The organism is Vitreimonas flagellata, from assembly GCF_004634425.1.
In the GTDB taxonomy this organism is placed as follows: Bacteria; Pseudomonadota; Alphaproteobacteria; order Caulobacterales; family Aquidulcibacteraceae; genus Vitreimonas; species Vitreimonas flagellata.
Map to the genome: position 1 here is coordinate 161378 of NZ_SBJL01000003.1, position 24121 is coordinate 185498.

At 61.6% G+C, this 24121-nt stretch carries 21 protein-coding genes and 1 tRNA gene; 11 read left to right on the forward strand and 11 right to left on the reverse strand.

The genetic code is table 11. The features are described 5' to 3' along the window. Nucleotides 1-61: 61 nt before the first annotated feature. Entirely contained in the window at nt 62-1450 is a 1389-nt protein-coding gene (locus tag EPJ54_RS13630) for a 2OG-Fe(II) oxygenase family protein (protein ID WP_135212291.1), read from the reverse strand. Nucleotides 1451-1548: 98 nt separating this feature from the next. Here EPJ54_RS13630 and EPJ54_RS13635 point away from each other — a divergent pair, with 98 nt between their 5' ends. The 7 genes from EPJ54_RS13635 (at nt 1549) to EPJ54_RS13665 (ending at nt 13281) form a co-directional block, all read left to right on the forward strand. Further along, on the forward strand, nt 1549-3543 hold the full coding sequence (locus EPJ54_RS13635; protein WP_135212292.1) for an alpha/beta hydrolase family protein: 1995 nt from the start codon (nt 1549-1551) through the stop codon (nt 3541-3543). 180 nt (nt 3544-3723) lie between these two features. Further along, complete coding sequence (locus tag EPJ54_RS13640; RefSeq protein WP_239590933.1) at nt 3724-6738, forward strand: TonB-dependent receptor domain-containing protein; 3015 nt, start codon at nt 3724-3726, stop codon at nt 6736-6738. A gap of 93 nt (nt 6739-6831) precedes the next feature. Next, nucleotides 6832-7629, forward strand: coding sequence for a hypothetical protein (locus tag EPJ54_RS13645; RefSeq protein WP_135212293.1), 798 nt, complete (start codon nt 6832-6834; stop codon nt 7627-7629). Nucleotides 7630-7893: 264 nt separating this feature from the next. Then, the gene (gene rpsL, locus EPJ54_RS13650; RefSeq protein ID WP_135212294.1) at nt 7894-8265 is read left to right on the forward strand and encodes a 30S ribosomal protein S12; all 372 of its coding nucleotides are present in this window, start codon (nt 7894-7896) and stop codon (nt 8263-8265) included. A gap of 12 nt (nt 8266-8277) precedes the next feature. Then, the gene (gene rpsG, locus EPJ54_RS13655) at nt 8278-8748 is read left to right on the forward strand and encodes a 30S ribosomal protein S7 (protein WP_135212295.1); all 471 of its coding nucleotides are present in this window, start codon (nt 8278-8280) and stop codon (nt 8746-8748) included. 80 nt (nt 8749-8828) lie between these two features. Continuing rightward, a complete protein-coding gene (fusA, locus tag EPJ54_RS13660) occupies nt 8829-10910 on the forward strand; it encodes an elongation factor G (protein WP_135212296.1) in 2082 nt (693 codons plus the stop codon). A gap of 136 nt (nt 10911-11046) precedes the next feature. Then, nucleotides 11047-13281 (forward strand): DVUA0089 family protein, encoded by a 2235-nt coding sequence (locus tag EPJ54_RS13665; protein WP_135212297.1) that lies wholly within the window; start codon nt 11047-11049, stop codon nt 13279-13281. A gap of 37 nt (nt 13282-13318) precedes the next feature. Here EPJ54_RS13665 and EPJ54_RS13670 read toward each other — a convergent pair whose 3' ends face one another. The 7 genes from EPJ54_RS13670 to EPJ54_RS13700 all read right to left on the reverse strand — a co-directional run bounded on the left by EPJ54_RS13670 (nt 13319) and on the right by EPJ54_RS13700 (nt 18071). Further along, entirely contained in the window at nt 13319-13957 is a 639-nt protein-coding gene (locus EPJ54_RS13670) for a glutathione S-transferase family protein (protein WP_135212298.1), read from the reverse strand. Next, nucleotides 13954-14322, reverse strand: coding sequence for a YciI family protein (locus tag EPJ54_RS13675; RefSeq protein WP_135212299.1), 369 nt, complete (start codon nt 14320-14322; stop codon nt 13954-13956). The genes EPJ54_RS13670 and EPJ54_RS13675 overlap by 4 nt, the downstream gene beginning before the upstream one ends. Before the next feature lie 2 nt (nt 14323-14324). After that, the gene (locus EPJ54_RS13680; RefSeq protein ID WP_135212300.1) at nt 14325-14789 is read right to left on the reverse strand and encodes an SRPBCC family protein; all 465 of its coding nucleotides are present in this window, start codon (nt 14787-14789) and stop codon (nt 14325-14327) included. Then, nucleotides 14786-15127 (reverse strand): ArsR/SmtB family transcription factor, encoded by a 342-nt coding sequence (locus EPJ54_RS13685; RefSeq protein ID WP_135212301.1) that lies wholly within the window; start codon nt 15125-15127, stop codon nt 14786-14788. The genes EPJ54_RS13680 and EPJ54_RS13685 overlap by 4 nt, the downstream gene beginning before the upstream one ends. A gap of 136 nt (nt 15128-15263) precedes the next feature. Further along, nucleotides 15264-16004, reverse strand: a complete 741-nt coding sequence (locus EPJ54_RS13690) for a porin (protein WP_135212302.1) — start codon at nt 16002-16004, stop codon at nt 15264-15266. 272 nt (nt 16005-16276) lie between these two features. Next, nucleotides 16277-17038, reverse strand: a complete 762-nt coding sequence (locus tag EPJ54_RS13695; protein ID WP_135212303.1) for a porin — start codon at nt 17036-17038, stop codon at nt 16277-16279. A gap of 292 nt (nt 17039-17330) precedes the next feature. Continuing rightward, entirely contained in the window at nt 17331-18071 is a 741-nt protein-coding gene (locus tag EPJ54_RS13700) for a hypothetical protein (protein ID WP_135212304.1), read from the reverse strand. Nucleotides 18072-18454: 383 nt separating this feature from the next. Here EPJ54_RS13700 and EPJ54_RS19880 point away from each other — a divergent pair, with 383 nt between their 5' ends. After that, nucleotides 18455-18844 carry a VOC family protein gene (locus EPJ54_RS19880; RefSeq protein ID WP_167755726.1) on the forward strand — a complete coding sequence of 130 codons (390 nt, stop codon included), beginning with the start codon at nt 18455-18457 and terminating at the stop codon, nt 18842-18844. Between the two features lie 18 nt (nt 18845-18862). On the opposite strand, the gene EPJ54_RS13710 is transcribed toward EPJ54_RS19880, so the two are convergent. Then, nucleotides 18863-20146: an NADH:flavin oxidoreductase/NADH oxidase family protein gene (locus EPJ54_RS13710; RefSeq protein WP_135212306.1), complete on the reverse strand. Its 1284-nt coding sequence runs from the start codon at nt 20144-20146 to the stop codon at nt 18863-18865. 103 nt (nt 20147-20249) lie between these two features. After that, nucleotides 20250-22328, reverse strand: a complete 2079-nt coding sequence (locus EPJ54_RS13715; RefSeq protein ID WP_167755727.1) for an ATP-binding protein — start codon at nt 22326-22328, stop codon at nt 20250-20252. Nucleotides 22329-22677: 349 nt separating this feature from the next. Between EPJ54_RS13715 and EPJ54_RS13720 the strand changes: the two genes are divergently transcribed. From EPJ54_RS13720 to nusG, 3 genes are all read left to right on the forward strand, one after another. Further along, nucleotides 22678-22753 (forward strand) — tRNA-Trp (locus EPJ54_RS13720). Between the two features lie 71 nt (nt 22754-22824). Further along, nucleotides 22825-23058, forward strand: a complete 234-nt coding sequence (secE, locus tag EPJ54_RS13725) for a preprotein translocase subunit SecE (protein ID WP_239590934.1) — start codon at nt 22825-22827, stop codon at nt 23056-23058. Beyond that, nucleotides 23058-23645: a transcription termination/antitermination protein NusG gene (nusG, locus tag EPJ54_RS13730; RefSeq protein ID WP_167755728.1), complete on the forward strand. Its 588-nt coding sequence runs from the start codon at nt 23058-23060 to the stop codon at nt 23643-23645. The genes secE and nusG overlap by 1 nt, the downstream gene beginning before the upstream one ends. Here the strand turns inward: nusG and EPJ54_RS13735 are convergent. Next, the gene (locus EPJ54_RS13735) at nt 23642-23995 is read right to left on the reverse strand and encodes an energy transducer TonB (protein WP_135212309.1); all 354 of its coding nucleotides are present in this window, start codon (nt 23993-23995) and stop codon (nt 23642-23644) included. The genes nusG and EPJ54_RS13735 overlap by 4 nt on opposite strands. Between the last annotated feature and the right edge of the window lie 126 nt (nt 23996-24121).

Sequence of the window (24121 nt, forward strand, 5' to 3'; positions counted from 1 at the left end):
GATTCTTGAAGCGCGCGGAATTATGCCGGCGAGGGCGTCTGCACCCCGGACGCGAGCGCGACTAATCGGGAACGATGTCCAGCGCGAACGTCATGCGCACGCCGTCGCCGCTGAACGGAATGGTGCCGTGCCACATGTAGGACGGAAATAGCGCGATGCTCCCGACGTGCGGCTGGATGAAATGCTCGGCTGGGCAGGGGGGACGTGTTGGCGCGCCAGGCTCGCCAAACTTGATCCAGCCTTCTTTGCCCGGCGCATCGACGGGGAGCGAAAGGTAGCAGGCCGAGGAGAGCCAGCCTTCGGAATGCACGTGGTTGATATGCACGCCGCCGCTCTTCATGCGGATCGACCAGATGCCTTTGATCGCATGGCGCCCGGTGTTGCGAGCGCGCAAGGGATCGGGGCCTGCGCCAAGGCGTTGCATGTAGGCTTGGATTGGCGTGTCGAGGGCGATCGGCAATGCGCGAAGCGCTGGCGCGTCGCTGTCGAGGATTGATGTCGCCTGCGTGCCGCGCTTGATCGATTGATTAAATGGATGCGCCTTGGCGCGATGCAACGCTTCAAGCGCCGCGCTTAAATCGCGCAGGTAAGCGTCGAGCGTGTCCCAGCCGGCTGGCACGCCAAGCTTGAAGGCGGCGACGAAGGCGTCGAAATCGTAGAGCGCGCGATAACGCGGATCGCCCAGGAGGCGCCACGCGGTCGCTTCCAATGCGATCGCGTGTTGGTTGCCCGGCGCGGATTGGCGCAGTCTTTCGATGGCGGGCAGGGCGCGCTCTGACGCCCCCACCGCAAAGCAGGCGCTCGCGAAGGCCACGGCGCTGACGGCTGAGTCTGGCGCGAGGCGGTAGGCGGTTTCGCTCAATCTCAACGAGGCGTCAGGCTCGCCCAGTTCGAGCGTGATCTGGGCGAGCGCGGTCAAGATGCGAGGATCGCCGGGATTGTGCTTGGCGAGCATCAGTAGGCTTTCGCGCGCTTGTGCTTTCTCGCCGGCATTGTCTTGAATTTGCGCCCGCATCAGCTGCAGCACGATGTCCGCAGGCGCTGCGCCAAGGGCGGCGTCAATGTCCGCCAAACTTCCACGCAAATCATCGCCCGACATCCAGCGCAATTGCGCGAGCTCGCGCAGCGCGTCGTAATAGAGCGGGCGCCGCCGCAAGGTTTCGCGGAACGCCTTTTCCGCTTCACCCCACTGGCCGTTCTCGACCAGCGCGCGGGCGAAGACGAGCCAGGTTTCGGGGGCGTCGCCACCTTTGGCGAACGCGGCGCGGACATGCTGTTCCGCCGCCTTCCAGAAACCAGCGTCGCCAAGACCTGCCGCAAAATTGTGCTCCGCGACGGCGCTGGTGGGGCGGTCGGCGACTGCTTGCTCGCGGCGCAAGATATCCTGAGCGACGACTGAGGGAATTCGTCGCCGGCGCAGTTCCGCAACGAGGGGGACGACTTCAGTCATTCATCCGCCGGACGCAGGCGTTCGTATTGTTTGAGTTGATAGCAGGCCGTGGCACGGGCTAAACGGGTAAGACATCTGCAGCAAAAGTCGAGCAGCCAATGGTTAGCGTAAGAAACCTACGCCTCTTCGTGATGACCCTATTCATGTGCGCGATGGCGCCGGTTGCGTTCGCGCAAACGCGCACGCCGCTGCCGCTGGAGACGCTGACGCGCGAGCCGTTCCTGTCGCAAGTCCAGCTCTCGCCTGACGGTGAGCACATGGCGGCGTTGTCCAGCCTCGATGGCGAGACCACGCAGATCGCGATTTGGCGCACTGGCGCGCTCAACGAAAATCCGCGTCGCTTTGGCATTGGCGGCGCCGCTGCGCGCCAGAATGTGGACTTCTCGTCAATCCAATGGGTCTCGAACGATCGCCTGCTGGTGCTGATGCAACAGCCGGTGCGCGTGGGGTCGGGCAGCGAAGGCCGATTCTACACAGCCATGGCGCGTTTCGTGAACCTTGATGGCTCACAATGGATTGAGCCGCTCGCGCAGGGCGGACGCCGCACCGAGATGGAGCGTTTCGCCGACAAATTCTTGTCGGTGCAATTGATCGATACGCTGCCGCGCGAGCCCAATCACGTTCTGATGCTGCGCTCGACGATGGATGAAGACGCGATTTATCGTGTCGATGTTCGCACGGGTCGCGGCGAAGTGGTGCAACGCATCAGCTCGCGCGAAGGCATTCTGCCGATCGTGGATTCCGCCGGCCGCGTGCGTTTGAAGCAGACGATCGATTTCGTCGACGGCGATTGGACGATCGGTTTCGAAATCGCTGACGCCAACGGTACGTGGCAACGTCACGACGCGCTGACCTACACGGCGCGCGCGCGTCGCGGCCTCACGGCGCTTGGTTTTGATCCACAAAACGAAGACATCGTGGTCTTCCTCGACGACCAGAACCGCGACCTCGCTTACGTTCGCGGCTACAGCATTTCGCAGCGCGCGTTTGTCGAGGACATGTTCCAGCATCCGCAATACGAAGCGTCCGGTGTGATCATGGATCGCCCGGGCCTCGTGCCGGCCAGCATTGTTGGTTTCCGTTATAATGGCGATGCGGAGCGTTCGTTCTATACGGATCCGACCTATCGCGCTTTGGCGGAGAGCATTGAGCGCCGCCTGCCTGGCCGCATCGTCCGCATCGGGCCGCGCAACGGTCGCTATCGCATTATTGCGACGTCGAGCTCGCGTCATGCGCCGGCTTATTATCTGCTGACGGATGAGACGAACCTCACATCGCTTGGCGATTCAGTGCCGGGTGTGCCGAGTAACGGTCTCGCGGAAACGCAGCTGGTTTATTACAACGCGCGCGATGGCCTGCGCATTCCGGCGTTCTTGACGCTGCCGCTGGGCTATCGTCCGGGCGTTGATGCGCCGTTGCCGACGATCATCCAACCGCACGGGGGTCCGTGGGGCCGGAACGAAGCGGATTGGGGCGGCGGCGATATTCCTGTCACGCAATATTTCGCATCGCGCGGCTTTGCGGTGCTGCAACCGCAATTCCGCGGCTCGACGGGTTTCGGCAACGCGCTCTGGCGCGCCGGCGACGGCGAGTGGGGCCAGAAGATGCAGGACGACAAGGACGACGGTCTTGCCTGGCTCGTGGAGCAGGGCATCGCCGACCCGAACCGCGCGATGATCTACGGCTTCTCGTATGGCGGCTTTGCGGCCATCGCAGCGACCGTGCGTCCGAATCCGCCCTATCGCTGTGCAATTTCGGGCGCGGGCGTTGCGAGCTTGCAGCGTCTGGGCACATTGTGGAGCAGCAACCGCGTGCAGCGTCAGCTGCAGGGCACAACGGTGCGGGGTATGGACCCGCTCGAAAACGCCTCACGCGCGAGCATTCCAATTCTGCTTTATCACGGCGACTACGACACGGCGGCCGACATCTGGCACTCGGAGCGCTTTGCTGCGGCCTTGCGCTCTAACAACAAGCCGCACGAGTTCGTGGTGATTCCAGAAATGCCGCACGGTGCGGTAAATCCGGAGATGCGCCGTCGCGAGTTCCAACTCGTGGAGGACTTCATTCGCGGAACTTGCGGTATTTCCTACTGAAGTTTCGCCAAGAACGCCTAATCGGCAGACAAAGGCGCCCCCACATCGGTCTCCGGTGTGGGGGTTTTGTCACTTAATCGACGGGTGACGTTCAAACTTTGGTCACAGTTGTTGACGCCGCGCCTTTGGCCCCTCTAGCGTGGCCGCCTCGCGTACTGTTGAGGGTGCAGGGGTTCATTTATGTCGAAATCCAAGAAGAGTTTCTTCAAGAACTCTGTTGCTTTGGCGATGCTTGCTGGCGTCATGACCACGGGTCAGGCGTTCGCTCAGAACCAAACGACTGAGGAAGAAGCCGAAGAAGAAGAAGCCATTGTTGTTACGGGTTCGCGCATTCGCAGCGAATTCAACTCGGCTTCGCCAATCCAAGTCATCACCACCGATGCAGCGTCGCTGGCAGGCGTCACTGACACGGGCGACATGGTGCAGAGCTCGTCGCTCGCGGCCGGTTCGCCGCAGATCGACGCCACCATTTCGAGCGCCTTCGTCACCGACGGCGGCCCTGGCGCGCAAACGATCTCGCTGCGCGGCCTTGGCGCCAACCGCACGCTCGTTCTGCTGAATGGCCGCCGCGCTGGCCCTGCCGGTACGCGTGGCGCCGTTTCGGCGTTCGACTTGAACGTTCTCCCGCTCTCGATGATCGACCGTGTCGAAATCCTGAAGGACGGCGCATCCTCGATCTACGGTTCGGACGCCGTCGCCGGCGTTGTGAACATCATCACCCGCGACGATCTCGATGGCGGCGCGGCCACGCTGCGCTACTCCCTGCCGGAAGAAGACGGCGGCTCGGAAATCGCCGGCGACATCACCTGGGGCACCACGTTCGATCGCGGCTATTTCAACGTCTCGGTCGATTATTACCTGCAAGAAGAAACGCTTGCTGGTCAGCGCGACTACACCAATTGCGCCGTGGACCGCACCTGGGACGTGGCCACGGGCCTGCGTAACGACGTGATCGACTTGCGTACGGGCGAGCGCGCGTGCCGCAACAACGTCCGCACCGGCCTTGTTTGGCTCTATGACTATTCGGGCTCGGGCAATCTGCAGCGCGGCGTCGGCGCCAACTTCATCCAATACGACCCGACCGGTCAGATTGGTGTGGTGAACCCGGGTTCGATCTTCCCGACCCCTGGCGGCCCTGCAGAGCCAGGCGCTCCGGCGAATTGGTTCCAGGTTGACTACAACCGCGCCAGCCTTGGTCTGAACAACTCGAACTCACCGTTCGAGCAGAACTCGTCGGTCGTGCCGGAAATCGAACGCGCCACGTTCTTCACGAACGCTGGTTTCGACATCACGCCGCGCATCGAAGCGTACGCTGAAGTGCTGATGAACCGTCGCGAAACGGCGGTGAATGGCTTCCGCCAAGTCTGGACTTACCTCTACAGCTACGATTTGGGTGACTCGTTGAACCCGGGCTGGACGGGCATCACGGTGCTCAGCCCGACGCCGACCACGGATCACGCTGACGCGTCGCAACGCGTCGACTACATGCGCGCGGTTGCGGGCGTTCGCGGTGATTTCGACGGCTGGTTGAGCAATGTGAACTGGGACATCTACTTCCAGCACAGCCTCTCCGACGCCGAATACACCAATGATCGCATCCTCGCGGACGCTGTGTACTCGGCCGATGGTCGTAGCGATTTCGGCACGACGGGCCTGTTCAACGCGAACTCGATCCCGCGTCCGACCGCATCGTGCGTCGGCTACAATACGCCGATCTCGAACCGTCCTTGCGTGGACGTCGACTGGATGTCGGCGAACCTGATGTACGGCGGTGGTTTCTCCGCTGAGGAAGAAGCATTCCTCTACGGCGTTGAAACCGGCACGACCGAATACACGCAGACCTACGTCGAAGCGTCGATCGGAACAGACTTGTTCACGATGCCGGCCGGCAACGTGGCGGCAGTGCTCGGCGCAGTGATGCGTCAAGACGAACTGACCGACACGCCCGGCGAGATCACACTCGCTGGCAACGCGTGGGGCTCTTCGGCTTCGGGCATCACCCAAGGCGACGACACGACGACTGAAGTGTTCGGCGAATTGGCCATCCCGCTGCTGCGCGGGACTGAAGCCGGCGATCTCGAGGTCTCACTCTCGGGCCGCTACACGGACGTTGAATCGTTCGGCGAGGAATCCACCTACAAGTTCGGCGTCACCTGGCGTCCGAACTCGGAATTCCTTGTGCGCTTCACGCAAGGTACATCGTTCCGCGCTCCGGCGTTGTTCGAACTGTATCTGAACGGCGAAAGCTCCTTCGTGGGCCAACGCGCGGTCGATCCGTGCATCAACTGGGCGCAAAACCTGATCGACGGCGTGATCAGCCAACGTATCGCTGATAACTGCAACGCTGACGGCGTTCCGGGTAACTGGACGGGTGCTGGCTCGTCGGCGACGTCGTTCCGGAGTGGCGGCGCGGGCCTGTTGCAGGCGGAAACATCCGAGGCGCAGGTTCTGGGTCTCGTGTGGACGCCGAACTTCGCCAACCTCAGCGTTGCGGTCGATTACTTCGAGATCGAGGTCGAAAACGAAATCGCAGCGCTTGGTCCGGCTGCCATCGTGTTCGGCTGCTACAATTCGCTGAGCTTCCCGACAGATCCGCTCTGCGGCTTGTTCAATCGTGTTGGCGGCGGCGGCGCGAACCAGTACCTGATCGAGAACATCAATAACTCGTTCCTGAACATCAACTCGCAGGTCAACCGCGGCCTCGATTTGACGGCGCAATATGGTCACGAGTTCTCGTTCGGCGATCTGACGCTGGCGGCGCAAGCCACTTGGCAGTTCGAAGACACGCTCGAGCTGTTTGATGGTACGGGTCAGGACAATAACGGCCGCAACGGCGATCCTGACTTCGTCGGCAATCTCGATGCGCAATTCGAGCACGGCGATTGGACGTTCTTCTGGCGCACCCAATTCATCGGGCACGCGTCGGATATCGACACCATCCCGGATACGAACGGCGCGGGCACGATCCGTTACGACATCGACCAGGAGTTCATCACGTATCACTCGGCGTCGATCAGCCGTGACTTCGATCGCTGGGGCATCGTGCTTGGCTTGGCCAACCTGACCAACCAAGAGCCGCCCCAAGTGACGACCATCGGCGCCGCGGGCCAAAGCAATTTGGGCCCATCGCTGCTGGCTTCGCAGTATGACTATGTCGGTCGCCGCTTGTTCTTGCGCGTCTCGCGCGATTTCTAAAAGCGGTTAACGACCTGAAACTGATGGCGGTGCAGCTTGGCTGCACCGCCATTTTCATGTTTGGGTGTCGGCGAACGGAAGCGACGAACGACGATGGTGCAGACAGTTAGAATTAGTCTCGATCGGGACAATCTGAACGAAGAGGGCGCGCGTTTTGCGAAGGCGCCGCTGGCGAAGCCTGTTTTGCTGAACAGCGTGCCCAAGTGCGGTACGCACCTGATCCGCAACATTGTACGCATGTTTGTGCTGCCTGAGCAGCAATACGATCGCGACTTCCTGCAGCACGCGATCCTGCTCATGCATCGCGGCGCGCTCGATCCGGCCAAGCCGCAGCTGAGCTGGGGCCATCTGTTTTTCTCGGATGTCGCCGCCGTGTTGCTGCGCGATGTGAACCACATCGTGTTGGTGCGTGATCCCTATGATTGGGTGCTGGCGCGCACGCGGTTTTTTCTGTCCGAACAATTCAACGGCAATTTGAACCACATCAAGAATGGCGCGGCGGGCGTCCGCGAGGTGATGAACCTCATGATTTTCGGCGCGCTCGATAAAGCGCCGTCGCTAGCCGACATCTTCAATTTCAACGGCGTCGCTTGGCTCGGCGCCGGCGCGCATGTGATGCGCTATGAAGACATCATCAAGCACCTGAAGGCCATCGAAACGCCCGCGGCCGAGGCGTTCTTCCGCGATCTGATTTGCACCAAGGCGGGCATCACGGAATGGCCGGAGGATTGGAAGGAGCGGGTGCTGATCGGCTCTGACCGCAAACACAGCGGCACCGCCCGCGAGCATCTGCGCCATGACATCGAAGTGCCGGAGGTGCTGCCCGACATGCAGAAGCGGCTGGTGGATTACCACGCGCCGGGCCTGCGCCAGATCCTGGGCTATGCCTGATCTGGGCGATCGGGGCGGCGCGCGGGATCGCGCTGCCATAGCCGGTCCAAAAGCGGGCGTTTCGGGCTGAAAGGGCGGGTCAGCCACCTTGACGCCCATGGGGCCCGCCAGTATGTGTCGCCCCTCATTCGGAACGGCTGCGGTCCCAAGCGTACGAACCGCCCCGCCGATTGGCTTTATCTAAGGCGCGCCACCTGGCGGTTCCCGGAAAAGGGCCCGCTTGGCGCGCTGTTCGAGTTTGAAAGTACGGAACGGAAGAGGCGAATGCCGACGATTAATCAGCTGATCCGCAAGCCGCGGTCCCCGAAGCCCGAGCGCAATAAGTCGCCGGCTCTTAAGGCCAGTCCGCAGCGTCGCGGCGTCTGCACGCGCGTTTACACCACGACCCCGAAGAAACCGAACTCGGCGCTTCGTAAGGTCGCCAAGGTCCGTCTCACCACCGGCATCGAAGCCGTGTGCTACATTCCGGGCGAAGGCCACAATCTGCAGGAGCACTCCGTGGTGCTCATCCGCGGCGGCCGCGTGAAGGACTTGCCGGGCGTTCGCTATCACATCCTGCGTGGTGTGCTCGATACCCAAGGCGTCAAAGACCGCCGCAAGCGCCGCTCGCTCTATGGCGCGAAACGACCGAAGTAAGGAAGAGATCAGATGTCCCGCCGTCACCGCGCCGAGCCGCGTCAAGTTCTGCCAGATCCCGTTTATGGCGATATCGTTCTGACCAAGTTCATGAACTACATCATGTACGAAGGTAAGAAGTCAGCCGCCGAGCAGATCGTCTATGGCGCGTTCGAAACCGTCGAAAAGAAGCTGAAGCGCCCGTCGATCGAAGCGTTCCACGATGCGTTGGCCAACGTCGCGCCGGCGATCGAGGTGCGTTCGCGTCGCGTCGGCGGCGCCACGTATCAGGTGCCGGTTGAAGTTCGCCCGGAGCGCCGTCAAGCGCTGGCGATCCGTTGGCTGGTTGGCGCTGCGCGCGCCCGCAACGAAAATACGATGCAAGAACGTCTGGCCGGCGAAATCCAAGACGCCGCCAACAATCGCGGCAACGCCGTGAAGAAGCGCGAAGACACGCACCGCATGGCGGAAGCGAACCGCGCCTTCTCGCACTATCGCTGGTAATCAGCTTAATCGCCGGCACGCGCCGGCTTTAGAGACCGCCGTTCCCCTGGGACGGCGGTCTAAACACGGACAGAATTGTCATGCCACGCCAGTATAAAATCGAAGATTATCGCAACTTCGGCATCATGGCCCACATCGATGCGGGCAAGACGACGACGACCGAGCGGATTCTCTTCTACTCCGGCAAGAGCCACAAGATTGGCGAAGTCCACGATGGCGCGGCCACGATGGACTGGATGGAGCAGGAGCAAGAGCGCGGCATCACCATTACGTCGGCTGCAACGACGACGTTCTGGAACGGCAAGCGCCTCAACATCATCGACACGCCCGGCCACGTCGATTTCACCATCGAAGTTGAGCGCAGCTTGCGCGTGCTCGACGGCGCTGTCGTCGTGCTCGACGGCAACCAAGGTGTTGAGCCGCAGACCGAAACCGTTTGGCGCCAAGGCGACAAGTACAAGGTTCCGCGGATCATCTTCGCGAACAAAATGGATAAGACCGGCGCTGACTTCTACATGTGCGTAGAAGACATCAAGAAGCGCTTGGGCGCGCGCCCGGTGCCGATGCAGCTGCCGATCGGCATCGAGTCGGGCTTCAAGGGCCTCGTCGATCTCGTCGAGATGAAAGCCATCATTTGGCAGGATGAAAGCCTCGGCGCGAAGTTCGACATCGTCGAGATTCCGGACGACATGAAGGAGAAGGCCGCCGAGTATCGCGCGGCGCTGGTCGAAGCCGCCGTCGAAATGGACGACGACGTGATGGCCGCGTACCTTGACGGCCAAGAGCCGGACACGGCGACGCTGAAGCGTCTCATCCGCTTGGCCGTGTTGAAGGCCGCTTGGTATCCGATGTTCCTGGGCTCGGCGTTCAAGAACAAGGGCGTGCAGCCGCTGCTCGACGCCGTTGTCGATTATCTCCCGAACCCGCTCGACCGTCCCGCCATCAAGGGCGTCGACATGGACGATCCGGAAAAAGAACTCACGCGTCCGTCGAGCGACAGCGAACCGCTTTCGCTGCTGGCGTTTAAGATCATGGACGACCCGTTCGTCGGCACGATCACGTTCTGCCGCATCTATTCGGGTGTGTTGAACGCGGGCGACGCGCTGCTGAACTCGACGCGCGACAAGAAAGAGCGCGCCGGCCGTATGCTGCTGATGCACGCCAACAACCGCGAAGACATCAAGGAAGCCTTCGCCGGCGACATCGTCGCACTTGGCGGTTTGAAGGAAGTCCGCACCGGCGACACGCTGTGCGATCCGAACAAGCCGGTCATCCTTGAGCGTATGGAATTCCCGGAGCCGGTTATCGAAGTGGCCGTTGAGCCGAAGTCGAAAGCCGACCAGGAAAAGCTGGGCGTTGCGTTGCAGAAGCTCGCCGCGGAAGATCCGTCCTTCCGCGTGTCGACCGATCAGGAATCGGGTCAGACCATCCTCAAGGGGATGGGCGAACTCCACCTGGACATCAAGATCGACATTCTGCGTCGTACGTACAAAGTCGAAGCCAATGTCGGCGCGCCGCAGGTTGCGTATCGCGAGAAGCTCGGCAAAGCCGCGACCATTCTCTACACGCACAAGAAGCAAACCGGCGGTTCGGGCCAGTTCGCCGAAGTGAAGATCGAGTTCGAGCCGGGCGAACCAGGCTCGGGCTTCAAGTTCGAGAACAAGATCATCGGCGGCAACGTGCCGAAGGAATACGTGCCGGGCGTCGAAAAGGGCCTGATGATGGCCAAGGAAAACGGCTTGCTCGCCGGCTTCCCGGTCATCGACGTCACCGCGCGCCTGGTGGACGGCAAGTATCACGACGTCGACTCCAACGTCCTGACGTTCCAGATCGCGGCGCAAGCTGCGTTCCGCGAACTCAAGGAAAAGGGCGATGCGCGTCTGCTCGAGCCGGTCATGAAGGTCGAAGTCACGAGCCCGGAAGAATATGTCGGCTCGGTGATCGGCGATCTGAACTCGCGTCGCGGCATGATCCAAGGCCAGGACATGCGCGGCAACGCCACGATCATCAACGCACAAGTGCCGCTGGCCAACATGTTCGGCTACGTGAACACGCTGCGTTCGTTCTCACAGGGCCGCGCGTCCTACGTGATGGAATTCTCGCACTACGAAGAAGTGCCGAAGGCCGTTGCGACGGAAGTGCTGGCAAAGCTCCGCGCCTAAGCCCATTGGCAGGGGACGCACCAAGGGCCGCTCGCAAGAGTGGCCCTTTTGCTTTGGGCTGTTCCGGCCGCGCGCGAAGTGTGCCAACCATAGTGGCGAGGGAGCGCCGGTTCGGCCGGCAAGTAGCGGGGAATCTATGCGCGCGTTGATCGCTTTTGTCGCCATTGTGCTCATGACATCGAGTGCGGTCGGCCAATCTTCGGCTGAACGTACATTCGAGGGCAATCTCAGCGCACGGGGCGCACGCGCCAGCTTCAACATTCAGCTCGAAGCCGGCCAGATCGTGACGCTGACGACCTCTTCGAGCACGAACCTCGACACAGTGCTGACGCTGAATGGGCCGGATGGCCGGCGCGTTGCCGAGAACGATGACCAGCAACCCGGCGTGCTCTCGTCGCGCATCGTGCACGCGCCGACGACGGGCGGCGCCTACACGGCTGTCGTGACCGGCTACAATGGCGCGACCGGGCCGTTTACGTTGAACGTGTCCTATGGCGTGGACTTTGGCTTGTCCGACGCGGCGCAGGTGTTGCGCGAAGAAACGGTCTCGCTCGATCGCCGCCGCACCGAAGCGCGCTATCCGATCGAGCTGCGCGATGGAGACATATTTGTGGCGTCCACGTTCGCGTTGACCGAAGGGTTCGACACGACGTTGACGCTGAATGACGCAAGCGGGACCGCTGTGGCGTCGAACGACGATTCCGGCGACGGCTCCCTCAATTCGCGCTTGGCGTATCGTGTGGGCGCGACGGGCCGCTACGAATTGGTGGCGAGTTCGTACTCGGGCAACGCGGTCGGCAATTTCGTGCTCTCGATGGCGACCGACGCGAACGCGCAGGCGCCATTCAATTTCGCCGCGATCGACGGTCCGCAGATCGCTGCGCACGAAGGCGAAATCACCAATGCGCAGACCTCGTTCGAATATCAGGTGCAACTCGCGGCCGGGCAGACCGTGCTTGGCGTTCTGGACACAACCAACGGCAATCTTGATCCGGTGCTGCGCGTGAATGGGCCGGATGGCTATCCCGTCGCGCTCAATGACGATCGCGGCGATGGTTCGCTGAACTCGGCGGTGGCGTTCACCGCGCAAGTCGCGGGCGCGTACACGGCTGTGGTGTCGCGCTATCGCCAGGGCGACAGCCGCGGGCGCTTTCGTCTCACGCTATCGTCGGTCGATGCCTCGGTTGTGGACGAGCTGCAGGCGCAGTTCGAAAACCAAGTGGCGATGAGCGGCCCCGAGCAAGTGATCGAGACGCAGGATTTCCAGGTGATCTACACGACGGAAGGCCGCGACGCTTCAACGGCGGAGTATGCGCAGGCGACGGCCCTGGTGTTGCAGGAAGTGTTCGACGCGCAATTGCGCTTGGGCTTCGCAGCGCCGGTTCGCGATAGCGACGGCCGCTATCGCGCTTACATCGCCGATGCGCTGGGCAATATGGGCTACACCAAGCCCGTGCAGGTGGTGTTTGACAATCCCAACACCCCGAACGCGCGCGAGACGGCGGCGGCGCGCGGTGTGTTCGTGATCGACAATGATTTCCAAGGCATGGGCAAGAAGGCGTCGCCCTTGAGCTTGATGCGCGCGACCGCGACGCACGAACTCAACCACATGATCCAATACGGCTACGATTCAGAGGAGGGTCTACAATGGCTCTATGAATCGACGGCGTCGTGGGTCGAAGTGGCGACGGTCGGCACGGATCAGGATGCGTCCGGCTATGTCGAGACCGATTACGAAGCGCCGCAGCGGTGCTGGACGACAAACGAGCGCGGCCACAATTATAGCCAATGGACGCTGCTGCAATCGCTTGCCGACGCGCATGGCGATCGCATCGTGGTGCGGCTTTGGGAAAATGCCGTGACGTACGATGGCATGGAGACGATGTCGCGGACGTTGGCCGAGGTGGGCACGACGACCCCGGACGCGATCCAGCGTTGGCGCGTGCAGAATTTCGCGCGCGATTATGATCTCGCGCCATTGTTCGATCGTTCGGTTGCGCTGAATGGCACGATCAGCCGCCTCGGTTCGTGGTCGCCGCGCGGGCGCGTTGAGCAATTAGGCGCGCACTACATTGCGGTGCGCCTCGATGGCCCGCGCAATTTCACGCTGCGCGGCGATGCCAATATCGAATTGGTCGGCCTGGGCCGTCGTAATGGCGAGATCGAGGTCGTGCCGCTTGGGCGCGGCGGCGTGTTTGATGCTTCGGTATACGAATACGCGGCGTTGATGGCGTTCAATCGCGCTGTCCCGGCGACGCCCGGCGCGTGCAGCGGCGCGAGCTACAGCATTAACGTGTCCGCCGCGACCGGCACAATGGCCCCGCCGCGCTCTCGCTTCAGCGCAGCGCATTTCGCGCCGCCATCGAACTAAGCAAAAGGGCCGCTCGATTGAGCGGCCCTTTCAATTTTCAAGCTGCTTTATTGAAATCGCTGAGCTGTGCGTCGAGTGCGCGCTTGAAGGCGGGGCGGGCGGTACAGCGTTCGACGTAGGCTTTGAGGCGCGGCTCTGCGTTGGTGAGTTCCGGCATGATGCGGAGCACCGTGGCCATCATCAGGTCGCCGGCGGTGAAGCGCTCGCCATCAAGATAGCGCTTATCGCCCAGATTGTTGGCGAGGCATTTTAAGCGCCAAGATGCGAATTCAACCGCGCTCGGGCGGCGGAGGATGGCCCATTCTTGATCCTTGTAGAAAAGATCAATGGACGCGACCTGCTGAATGAACGGCTCTATCGAATTGAGCGCGGCGATCAGCCATTGCGTCGCGCGTGCGCGCGCCGCCGCATCCTTCGGCAGTAGCGTTTCGCTGCGTTCACCGATGTGGAGCACGATGGCGCCGGACTCGAAAAGCACGAAGCCGTTCTCTTCGAAGATCGGCACTTGGCCGAACGGTTGCAGCGCGCGGTATTCGGGTTTGTCTTGATCGCCCATCGCGAGCAGTCGTGACTGATACGGCAGGCCGGCTTCTTCGAGCGCCCAGCGCACACGCAGATCGCGCACTTGGCCTTGCGCGAAATCCGGCGCCCATTGGAAAGCGGAGATCGTGATCATTTCAGGTCGTCCATTGTTGGGATCGGATTGCACGGCATGATTTCGACGGCGTCGCCGGGGAAGACCGAGAAGTGCGGGTGATTTTCGAAGAGCTTCGCGGCGGCATCGTGCGAAGCGGTTTCCACGATGACATAGCCGGCGACGGCGTTTGAAATGTCGCTCACGCCTTTTACATCGACGCGCTTGGTTTTGCCGAGCGGGCCGCCTTCATCGGCCAACACGCTCTTGTTCTTCTCTTGCCACGCGCCCCAGGCCTGCATGCCTGCGATCTCGCGTTCTTTGCGCGATTTATCATCGAGTTTGTCCCAGCCGGAGCGCGCGAACGCGTCTGGACTGCCGACATAAAGCGCCATGAATTTTGGCATGATTAGTCCTTCCCTTGATGTTGCGCCGCGTAGGCCGCGAGCTTGTTGAAGAGTGATGTCCAGCCGCCGACGTGAGAGTCGCGGCGTTCGACGCTGGTGAATGGCGTCTGATGGAAGATCTGCGTGGTGCGACCGTCCGCTTCTTCGCGGAAGGTGATGGTGATCGTGGTGTTGGTGTCGGACGCGGGGCCTTGCTCCCAGCGCCAGGTGAAGACGAGCCGATGCGGGCGATCGATCTCGACGTATTCGCCGTGAAACCAATTATCCCCGTGCTCCTTGGAACGGATCATGCCGCGATATTTTCCGCCGACGCGGAAATCCATCTCCATCTCTTCGCAATTGAAGCCTTCGGGCCCCATCCATTTGCGGAAGTGATTGATGTCGCTCCAGAGCGAGAACATCAAAGCAGGTGATGCATCGAACGTGCGCGTGATGAGCAATTCGTCGTCGGCAAGGGTGGCGCTCATTTCGGCGTGTCCTGGTTTTTGAGTTTGGCGATGTAGGCATCCATTTTGTCGAAGCTGCCGGTCCAGAAGCGCCGGTAAGATTCAAGCCAAGCATCAACGTTCTGCAGCGCCTTCGTTTCCAAGCGGCACGGGCGCCATTGCGCGTCGCGACCGCGAGAGATGAGGCCGGCGTGCTCAAGCACTTTGAGATGCCGCGAGATGGCGGGGAGGCTGATGTCGAAAGGCGCGGCGATCTCGTTGACGGTCGCTTCGCCCTCGGCCAGCCGCGCGAGGATGGCGCGGCGAGTGGGGTCGGCGAGGGCGAACAGTGTCTCGGAGAGGGGATCAGATGGTTGCATTTAACCGATTAGGCAATTAACGTAACGGTTAAATAAAGGGCGGAGACAGTCGCGTCAAGCGGTGAGGACTGCGCAAAAGAAAGCGCCCCAACCTCACGGTTGGGGCGCAGTCGTTTGAAAAGGATGCGCTGAGCGCTTACGGAACGATCGCCGCCAGACCGCCGGCGAGGGCACGCCCGCCCGACATGCCAGGGCCGGAAGTCGCACGCTCCTGCAGCGAGCCCGTGCCGAGATCGAAGTTCAGGCCGATCGTCCAAGCGTCGGAATCTTCGTCTTCGATTTCGGTGGTGCGATAACCGAACGTGACGCTCGTCGGGCCTGAGAAACGCCATTCGCCACCGACGCCGTACGTGGTCCAGTCAGCGTCGATGCCGTCTTCGCCTTCCGAATGGCTGATAAGGCCATTCACGGCGAAGTTTGGCGTGACGAAGTAAGACGCATCTGCCGCGATCGTGGTCGTCTGCAGATCGAAATCTGAGAAGTCGATCTGGCCGAGCGCGCCATTGACGACGAAATTGTCGAAATACATGGCGCCCTCGACGCCATAGCCTAGGCCTGAAAAGCCGAAGAAGTCGTTCAGCGAGACCACGCCGGCGAAGGCATAGCTGTCGTTGCGCACGCCGTAATGCATGGCGCCATAACCGCTGCTGTTGCAGCAGCCGCCAGCGTCAACGCGATTATACTCGGCATCGAATTGCAGGAACGTGCTGCTGAAATCGTGGCTCAGGGCGCCGTTGAAGCCGTAAGCGTCGAAGTCGAAGCTGTCGAATTCGGTGTTGCCGTACTGGATGCCGACAACCGCATTGGTTTCAGCAGACGCCATCGCAGGCGCGAGAATGGCGGCGGCGGCGGCGGCCCCGACCAGAAATTTCTTCATGTAAGATTCCCCTAAAAGGTGCGCCGTCTGTGCGGCTGCGCGCAAATTAGGCGAGGGGCGCCGGTTTCGAAAGCAAGATCGTGAGGTATTGGCCAGGTACTCGGTAGTACGTGGCGCCGTTGTCACATATTGTTATGGTTAATCAAAGGTATTTGTGTCGGAAATGGTCGAAATTCCTCAATACCCATCGACGTTTACCTGCAATTCAAAAAGAAAACGCCTCGGTCGCGAAACGACCGAGGCGTAAATATTCAGTTAACGCTATTTAGTGCTTAGAGCAGACCAGCGAAACGGCCGAGACCGCCGCCACGCGACAGGCTGGCGCCCGAACGATTGCGCTCCAGCAGCGTCTGGCCGCCGAAATTATAGCGCACGCCAACGCTGAGCGAATCCGCTTCAGCGTCAGCGTCGTCGATTTCGGCATGCTGCCAGCCGCCGAAGAGGCTGATCGGGGCCGAGGCGAATTGGTACTCGGCGCCCAGGCCATAGCTGATGACGTCCGCCTCATCGCCAGCGCCTTCGATCGAGCCGAAGCCGACGCCGCCGCTGAAGGAGAAATTGTCGGTGAGGAAGTGCGTCGCGCCGAGATCGAGGCCGGTGAACTCGGCGTCGATGTCGTCGCCTTCGCCGTACGACAGCGCGGCGTCGAGCGTGGTGCGCGAGAGGTAATATTGGCCTTCGAGACCGACGGTCCAGGCGTCGACTTCGTCGCCGCCGTCAACGTCGGTGTTGCCGTAATTGGCGAAGCCGCCGAACAGGTAATTGCCGTTGCGGGTGAAGAGGTGGCCGCCAACATTGTAGCTTGAAGAATCTTCGGCTTCGCCCACGAGCGCGTCGAGCTGCACGCCAAACGTGCCGTCGCCGCCCCATGAGGTCGCGCCGCCAAGCGTCCAGCCTTCGCCGTCAGCTTCGAGACCGCCGACATCGGCTTCGGCCGATTGGTAGCTCAGATCGACATAGCCATTTTGCGCAGCAGCGACGCTGGGTGCTGCGATGGCGAGAAGCGCGGCGGCGCCGAGCAGATACTTTTTCATTATGAGGGTTCCCCTTAGAGGTCGCCGTTTATCGGCTGACCGCTAGGTGGGATGATCTGCGACCGCGACCTAGATACACGCTGCAGTGGATTCAGCGACTTGTTCCGCACTGTGCTTCCGGCGCAACAGATTTATGAATGAAAACATAATGATGGAGGCGGAAAAGCGGCGCTGTGGCGGCGCTTCTGGCGACAATCCACAGGCGAGCAAAACAATACCGCGCCAAGAAAAAACGCCCCGGCGAAGCCGGGGCGTTGAGCAGTTTTACTAGAGGTCGTTTGGCTGCGTCAGCTTAGAGGCCGAAAGCGCTGCCGAGGCTGCCGAGCACGTTGGCTTGGCTTGCGCCATTGCGATCGCGATCGCGCAGCGTGCCGCCCCAATTGTAGCGAACCGCGAGCGACAGCGTGTCGGCTTCGGTGTCCACTTCGTCGAACTCGACGTGGCTCCAGCCAGCAGCGACGCTGACCGGGAGCGAGGCGAATTGGTATTCGCCGCCGAGGCCGTAGCTGAACGCGTCGTCTTCGCCGAAGCCGTCATAATCGATCGTGGCCCAGCCAATGTTGCCGTTCAGGCGGAAGTTGTCGTTGATGAAGTAACGGGCCTCGGCGTTCGCGCCCCAGCCGTCAGAGCCGAAATCGTCGTTGTTGCCGTAAGCGACGGCGCCAGCGAGGGTCCAGTTCGTGTAGTACTTCGCGGCTTCGACGCCGACCGTCCAGGTTTCGGAGTCGTCCGAGCCAGCGACGCCGACGAAACCACCGATCAGGCGGCTGTCGTTGCGGCTGTAAACGTGGCCAACGAGGCCGTAGCCCGTGTCGGTGTCGTCGCTGTCGCTGAGCGCGGCGTCGACTTCGAACACGATCGAGCCCGAGCCAGCGAACGCAACAGCACCCTCAACGCCGTAAGCGTCGAAATCGTCGCCGGCGTCGAATTCGGTGTTGCTGACGACGGCGCCAACGTAGCCCGTCTGGGCCGCGGCGACGCCCGGCACGGCGAGCGCCAGCACGGCGGCCGCACCGATAATCCAATTACGCATTAGGTTTTACCCCTGTCTGAGATCACCCGTTCTGGTGAGTGGCCGTCACATGGGCGCGCGCCGTGGCGGGAGCAATTCCGTACCTCACATTTATCGACGATTAACCATGGGCGATGCACCAGCGACACAGCTTAAGCTGCGATAAACAAAGCGAAATTCGCGCATTTGGGGAATTGGCGGCCGAGCGCGTCGCAGCGTGTCTCGATGCTGCGTTGGCGCGCTGGCCGTGTCGTGAATTTCACAATCGAAATGCATCGCCAAACGTCGCTCGCGCAGAGCGGTGGAGAGCGCGCAAACAGGCGCGAATGCGCCTTGTCGGCCACGGCAAATCGATTCACTCCCTTTGCCCGGGACGCGTTTGGCGTCGATTTGTGGAGGGTAGTATGCCTGCAGCGATTTCTTGCGTCACGGTTCCGGTCGATGATTTGCAAAAGTCAGTGGGCTTCTACAAAGCGCTCGGCCTCACGCCGGAAGAATCCGATGAAGATAGCGCAGCGTTCGATCTCGACGGCGTCTATCTCGTGCTGCTGCAACGTAGCGAGTTCGGCGTGTATGTCGAAAGCGTCGGCCACGGCGCGGCGAGCAAAGGTTCGTCGGAAACCATCCTCAGCTATTTCACCGATAGCCGCGGCGACGTCGATGCGCTGCTCGCGAAGGCAAAGGCTGCTGGCGCGGGCGCAGTGACGCCGGCCGAAGACGACGAAGGCTCGTATTCGGGCTATTTCACCGATCCGGACGGCCACATCTGGGAAGTTCTCTACGACGCCGGCTAATTGAAATTGGCTTTGCGCTCATCCGCGACGGGCGCGAAGCCAATTCTTGTGCGTGGCTTCCACTTCGTTGAGTGCGGCGAACACGCTGCGCTCGGGCGCTGTGGCGCCGGTGCGGCCCAGCGCGTAGATCTGCGCATAAAACCAATATTGCGTGGCGAAGCCGTCAATGGCGCGGATCGATTTTATGCGCGTGAGAAAGCGTAGCCGCGAGGGCAACAACGCCAATTCGTTTTCCGCGCGCGGCAACTCGGCTGCCCCGTTTAGAAGCGCGTTCGGGCCATCGGTCGCGACACAGAGTGGGCGGCCGAGGCCGATGACGTCAGCGGCGCCTGACCCCAATGTCTCCACCATCGCCGCACGCGTGCGAAGGCCGCCCGTCACCATGAGCGGCGTCGATACCGCGGCTTTCATCGCCTTGGCGAAGTCCACGAAATAGGCTTCGCGCGCGATCGTGCTGGCCGCGACGTTGCGTTGCGCTTCGGGCGGCTCCAATCCTTCGATGCCGAGCAATTTGGGTTGCTCGTAGGTGCCGCCGGAAATCTCGATGAGATCGACGCCCGCTTGCTCCAGCCATTTCGCGACTTGTAAGCTGTCCTCGAAAGCGAAGCCGCCGCGCTGAAAATCGGCGCTGTTGAGCTTCACCGAAACGGGAAATTCAGCGCCCACACTTGCGCGTACTTTGTTGACGACCTCAAGCAGCAAGCGTGCGCGGTTTTGGAGTGCGCCGCCCCATTGGTCCGTGCGTTGATTGGAGCGGGGGCTCAGGAATTGCGAGATGAGATAACCGTGCGCGGCGTGCACTTGCACGCCGGTGAAGCCTGTTTCTTTGCACACGCGCGCCGCGCGCACGAAGCCGGCGATCACGTTCGCGATGTCGGCTTCGCTCATGGCGACAGGTTCGCCGAATTGCCCGCCTGGCAGGCCAAGCTTCACCGCCGACGGCGCTTTCGGGTGCGGGTTGACGCTTGTCATGGTTTGGCGCCCGGCGTGGCTGATCTGCGCCCAGAAATGAGCGCCATTGCTCGTGGCCGCGCGCGCCCAACTAGAGAGGCGTTCGCGCATGGTCGCGTCCGGCTCGCGATCAATGATTACGTTGCCGGGGCGCTCCAGATGGTCCGCGTCGATCTGGATGTTGCCGGAGAGAAGCAGGCCCGCACCGCCGCGCGCCCAAATCTCGTACAAACGATCAAGCTCTGGCGTGGGCCGGCCTTGTGGGTCGGCGAGGCCTTCAGTCATCGCTGCTTTCGCAAGCCGGTTCCTCAGAATTGCGCCGCACGGCAGCGTGAAGGGAAGATCGATCAAGATGGGCTCCACAGCGTAACCGGTGTTGAGGAGCCAAGAAGAAGCACGCGCCTGCGTGCGCCGCAACGCTGACGGCGCGTCGCATCGAAATTCGGTGAGGCGCTTAGACGCTTGTCATCCGCGCCAATCTTGGCGCTTGCAGCGCGGCGAGGCTGTCAAGCAGCGCTTGGTGCGTGAACGGCTTTTGCAGGAATGAGATCGTGCGCGTATCGGCGTCGAGTTTTTCCTGCGTGTAGCCAGAGATCAGCAGAATCTTCATGTCGGGCGCGTGGACGGCGAGATCGCGTGCGAGGTCGGCGCCGGATTCGTTGGGACCGAGCGCGACATCAATGATAGCGCGATCGAATTGTGCGGCGCTGATCGCTTCCAAAGCGGCGTTCGGCGTCGCCACGGCGGTCACGTCGAAGCCGTGCTCTCTCAGCATGTGCGTGATCGCGGCGCGGACGAGGTCATCGTCGTCCACCAGGAGGATACGTGTATGCGTGTCGAGCTGCGCGCGCTCATGCGCAAGAACGCGCGGAACAGGTGCGGCGTCTGACGGCGGGAAGGTCAACGTGAAGCGCGCGCCTTGGCCGGGCGAGCTTTCGACCTCGATCGCGCCGCCGGATTGATTGACGAACCCATGCACCATGGAAAGGCCGAGGCCCGTGCCGAGGCCGGCGCTCTTGGTGGTGAAGAACGGGTCGAAAATCTTTGCGGCGATCTCGGGGCTCATGCCGATGCCTGTGTCGGTGAATTCAAGACGCGCGCGGCCGTCCGCATCTTGCGTCGTTGCCAGATGCAATACGCCGCCTTCGGGCATCGCGTCGGCGGCGTTGATGGCGAGATTGAGGATCGCGTTCGAGAGTTGTGCTGGATCGAGCATCGCCCAAAGCGGCTCGGGGTGCAGTGCGCTCTTGATCTCTATTTTGTCGCTTAGCATGGGCGTGAGCAGCGCGATCGCTTCTTCGACGGCGACGTTGAGATCGAGTGCGCTTGGATTGAGCACTTGCCGGCGCGAATAGGCGAGGAGCTTCGTGGTGAGGTCGCCGGCGCGCGTCGCGGCTTTCGCGATGGCCGCGCCGAGGTGCGCCGTGCGTTGCTCGGGCGCGTTTTCGAGCAATTCGGCGGAGCTCAGGATCGCTGTCAGCACATTGTTGAAATCGTGCGCGACGCCGCCAGTGAGGCGGCCGATGGCTTCGAGCTTCTGTGCTTGCAGAAGCTCTTCTTCAAGACGCACGCGCTCGGTGATGTCTTGAAAGGCGCCAATGATCACTTTGACGTCGTTCTCGGTCACGGCCTTGCCGGTGACGCGGACCCATTTCTGTTTTCCGCTCGGCAATGCGAGCGGCAATTCACGCACCCAGGGCGCGTCGGAGATCAATGAGTCCCGCAGAGCCTTGACAATGACGGGCTGTGCTTCGGGCGCGTAGAGCGAAAGTCCGAGTTGTAAATCGGGCTGCACGCCTTCGCCCAATTCCATGATGCGCCGCGTCTCGGGGCTCCATTGTAAGATTTGCGTTGTCGGTTCGAAGCGCCAGCCGCCCACCTTGGCGACGGCGGTGGTTTCCTCCAGGAACGCATTGCTTTCCGCGAGTGCGCGCGTGACGCGCTCTAGTTCTTCGTTCTTGTGCATCAGGTTTCGGTCTGATGCGCGCAGCGCGATCGCGCAGGTCACCACGGAGATACAGGCGCCCATGGTGGCGACCATGCCGAGAAAAGCGGCGAGGGGCGGCGCGTGTGCGCTGAGGTGCAGAGATAGCAGCAGAAAGAATGCGCTGAGCGGCGGCCCCAACAACAAAGCGGAGACGCGAGCATCCTTCTGCCCGCCGACGATGCCAGCGAGCGCTGTAACCAGCAAGCAAACAACCGCCGCCATGCGCGCGACTTCGGTGTCCGCGTTCCAGAGCAGAAGTGAGCCGGCGACCCACATGGCCGAGATCGCGCCGATCGCGATGAAATAGGGCTTGCGCAGACGCTGGTCGCCGGCGGCGATGCGCGATCTGATCCAGGTCGTGCCGCGCTCGATCAGCAGCATCAGCGCCAGCCAGCCGAGGCCCAGCCCGCTGTCAGCGAGGCCGACGATCATGCCGCCAAAGGCAAAGACGATAGGAAGGCGTATCCAGCCGATGCGCGCGTTCAGCCGCGCGCTCTGCTCCAGCGCCGTAAGGTGGCGCGGTTCTGCGCTCGCTGTCGTTGGCACGGCTCTGATGATCTCCGGAGAGGAGGCGTAGTTCCCACCAAGATCAGACTCGGACCTCGTGCGCCAACGGAAAGCGCAGGCAAAGGCAGCGAATGCCAATGGGGCTAGGTCATCTGGCCGAGCGGACGCGGATACTGGGCCGCTTTGTGGTATTGGAGGCGTCATCGGCGCTGCGCGGGTGCTGTGGTTGAGGCGCCCACGCTGGCCTTGCATCGGCGTTTGGCCCGGACTAGAAGGTCGCCTTCCACAAAATGCGGCTATTCGGAAATCTCGGCGCGCACTTTTGTCCCTGCGTAAACCCTGGTTCACGTCGGCATTTTGCGGAAAAACCCTGTAGAAACAGGCGTGTAGGAGTTTAGCTCAGCTGGTAGAGCATCGGTCTCCAAAACCGAGGGTCGTGGGTTCGAGTCCCTCAACTCCTGCCATTGCCTGCTTGTCGTCGGGGCGAGCCGGTACGATGTGAATGCCGACGACAACAGGAACACGAAGAAAACGCATGTCGATGGAAACGGCCGATCAAGATGGTGAACCGCGGCGCAAAGGCGGCGGTCCGTTCAAGTTCTTTGGCGAAGTGCGCGCGGAAGCACGCAAGGTCACCTGGGCCACGCGCCAGGAAGTTACGGTGTCCGTCATCATGGTGCTGATCATGACGTCGGTGGCGGCGGTGTTTTTCTTTCTTGTCGACTTGATCCTCCGCAATCTCATTGCGTGGTTTTTGAATCTCGGTTGATGTCCATGGTTGAAGTTCAAGAAACCCAAGCTGCACCGCGCGCCTCTTCAGGCCGCGCCCGCTGGTACATCGTTCACGCCTACTCGAATTTCGAAGGTAAGGTCGCTGAAGCGATCCGAGATCAAGCTGGCCGACAAGGCCTTGAGGCGCAATTCGAAGACATCCAGGTGCCGACCGAGGAAGTCACCGAAGTCGTGCGCGGGTCTAAGAAAGTGCGCCAGCATCGCCACTTCCCGGGCTATGTGCTCGTGAAGATGGAAATGACCGACGAGGCCTATCACCTCGTGAAAAACACGCCGAAAGTCACGGGCTTCCTCGGCACGCAAAACAAGCCGCAGCCTGTGAGCGACAAGGAAGTCGAGCGCATTCTCGGCCGCGTCGCCGAGCAGGGCGTGGCCAAGCCGCGTCCAGTGGTGAATTTCGAAACCGGCGAGCGCGTGCGCGTGTCGGATGGTCCGTTCCAAAGCTTCGAAGGCTTGGTCTCGGAGGTCGATGAAGAGCGGGGCCGCTTGAAGGTCGCCGTTATGATCTTCGGTCGCGAAACGCCGGTCGATCTGGAATACGGCCAGGTCGAGAAGCTGCGCTAGTCAGCCATTCTGTAAGCGATCGGAAGCGTCACGCGATTGCCGACGGCGACGCGCGGATCGTCCGCGCTTGCAATGTAGAGCGCCGACAGGCGCAACGCGGCGGCGCCGAAGCCGTACTCAAGCGGCGTTTCGTTGTGAATGGCGCAATCGAGCGTGCGATCGTCGCGCACGGTGCAGAGCAAATGCACGTGCCCTTCAACGCCTTCGCTGAGCGCGCGCGTCGGATACGTTGCATACACCTGCGCCAGTGTGGGCTGCTGCTCGGCCCACGACGCCAAGCTTTGCGCATTCGCTGACGGAGGAGTCAGCGATAGAGCCGCCATCACAGCAAGAAAAGCAAATCGCACCATTTGTGCACCTTTTAGCGCAAGTCTCGCGTCGAGAAAGCGGCTCAATTCGGCGCTGACGGGAAATGTTTTGCGCTGTGCGGCGCTGCAGGTCAGGAGGCGCGCGTGCAATTGATGTGGCGGGAGCAA

Coding starts and splice junctions, on each gene's coding strand:
- EPJ54_RS13630 (WP_135212291.1), bottom strand. CDS start 1,450: ATGACTGAAGTCGTCCCCCTCGTTGCGGAACTGCGCCGGCGACGAATT.
- EPJ54_RS13635 (WP_135212292.1), top strand. CDS start 1,549: ATGGTTAGCGTAAGAAACCTACGCCTCTTCGTGATGACCCTATTCATG.
- EPJ54_RS13640 (WP_239590933.1), top strand. CDS start 3,724: ATGTCGAAATCCAAGAAGAGTTTCTTCAAGAACTCTGTTGCTTTGGCG.
- EPJ54_RS13645 (WP_135212293.1), top strand. CDS start 6,832: ATGGTGCAGACAGTTAGAATTAGTCTCGATCGGGACAATCTGAACGAA.
- rpsL (WP_135212294.1), top strand. CDS start 7,894: ATGCCGACGATTAATCAGCTGATCCGCAAGCCGCGGTCCCCGAAGCCC.
- rpsG (WP_135212295.1), top strand. CDS start 8,278: ATGTCCCGCCGTCACCGCGCCGAGCCGCGTCAAGTTCTGCCAGATCCC.
- fusA (WP_135212296.1), top strand. CDS start 8,829: ATGCCACGCCAGTATAAAATCGAAGATTATCGCAACTTCGGCATCATG.
- EPJ54_RS13665 (WP_135212297.1), top strand. CDS start 11,047: ATGCGCGCGTTGATCGCTTTTGTCGCCATTGTGCTCATGACATCGAGT.
- EPJ54_RS13670 (WP_135212298.1), bottom strand. CDS start 13,957: ATGATCACGATCTCCGCTTTCCAATGGGCGCCGGATTTCGCGCAAGGC.
- EPJ54_RS13675 (WP_135212299.1), bottom strand. CDS start 14,322: ATGCCAAAATTCATGGCGCTTTATGTCGGCAGTCCAGACGCGTTCGCG.
- EPJ54_RS13680 (WP_135212300.1), bottom strand. CDS start 14,789: ATGAGCGCCACCCTTGCCGACGACGAATTGCTCATCACGCGCACGTTC.
- EPJ54_RS13685 (WP_135212301.1), bottom strand. CDS start 15,127: ATGCAACCATCTGATCCCCTCTCCGAGACACTGTTCGCCCTCGCCGAC.
- EPJ54_RS13690 (WP_135212302.1), bottom strand. CDS start 16,004: ATGAAGAAATTTCTGGTCGGGGCCGCCGCCGCCGCCGCCATTCTCGCG.
- EPJ54_RS13695 (WP_135212303.1), bottom strand. CDS start 17,038: ATGAAAAAGTATCTGCTCGGCGCCGCCGCGCTTCTCGCCATCGCAGCA.
- EPJ54_RS13700 (WP_135212304.1), bottom strand. CDS start 18,071: ATGCGTAATTGGATTATCGGTGCGGCCGCCGTGCTGGCGCTCGCCGTG.
- EPJ54_RS19880 (WP_167755726.1), top strand. CDS start 18,455: ATGCCTGCAGCGATTTCTTGCGTCACGGTTCCGGTCGATGATTTGCAA.
- secE (WP_239590934.1), top strand. CDS start 22,825: ATGTCGATGGAAACGGCCGATCAAGATGGTGAACCGCGGCGCAAAGGC.
- nusG (WP_167755728.1), top strand. CDS start 23,058: ATGTCCATGGTTGAAGTTCAAGAAACCCAAGCTGCACCGCGCGCCTCT.
- EPJ54_RS13735 (WP_135212309.1), bottom strand. CDS start 23,995: ATGGTGCGATTTGCTTTTCTTGCTGTGATGGCGGCTCTATCGCTGACT.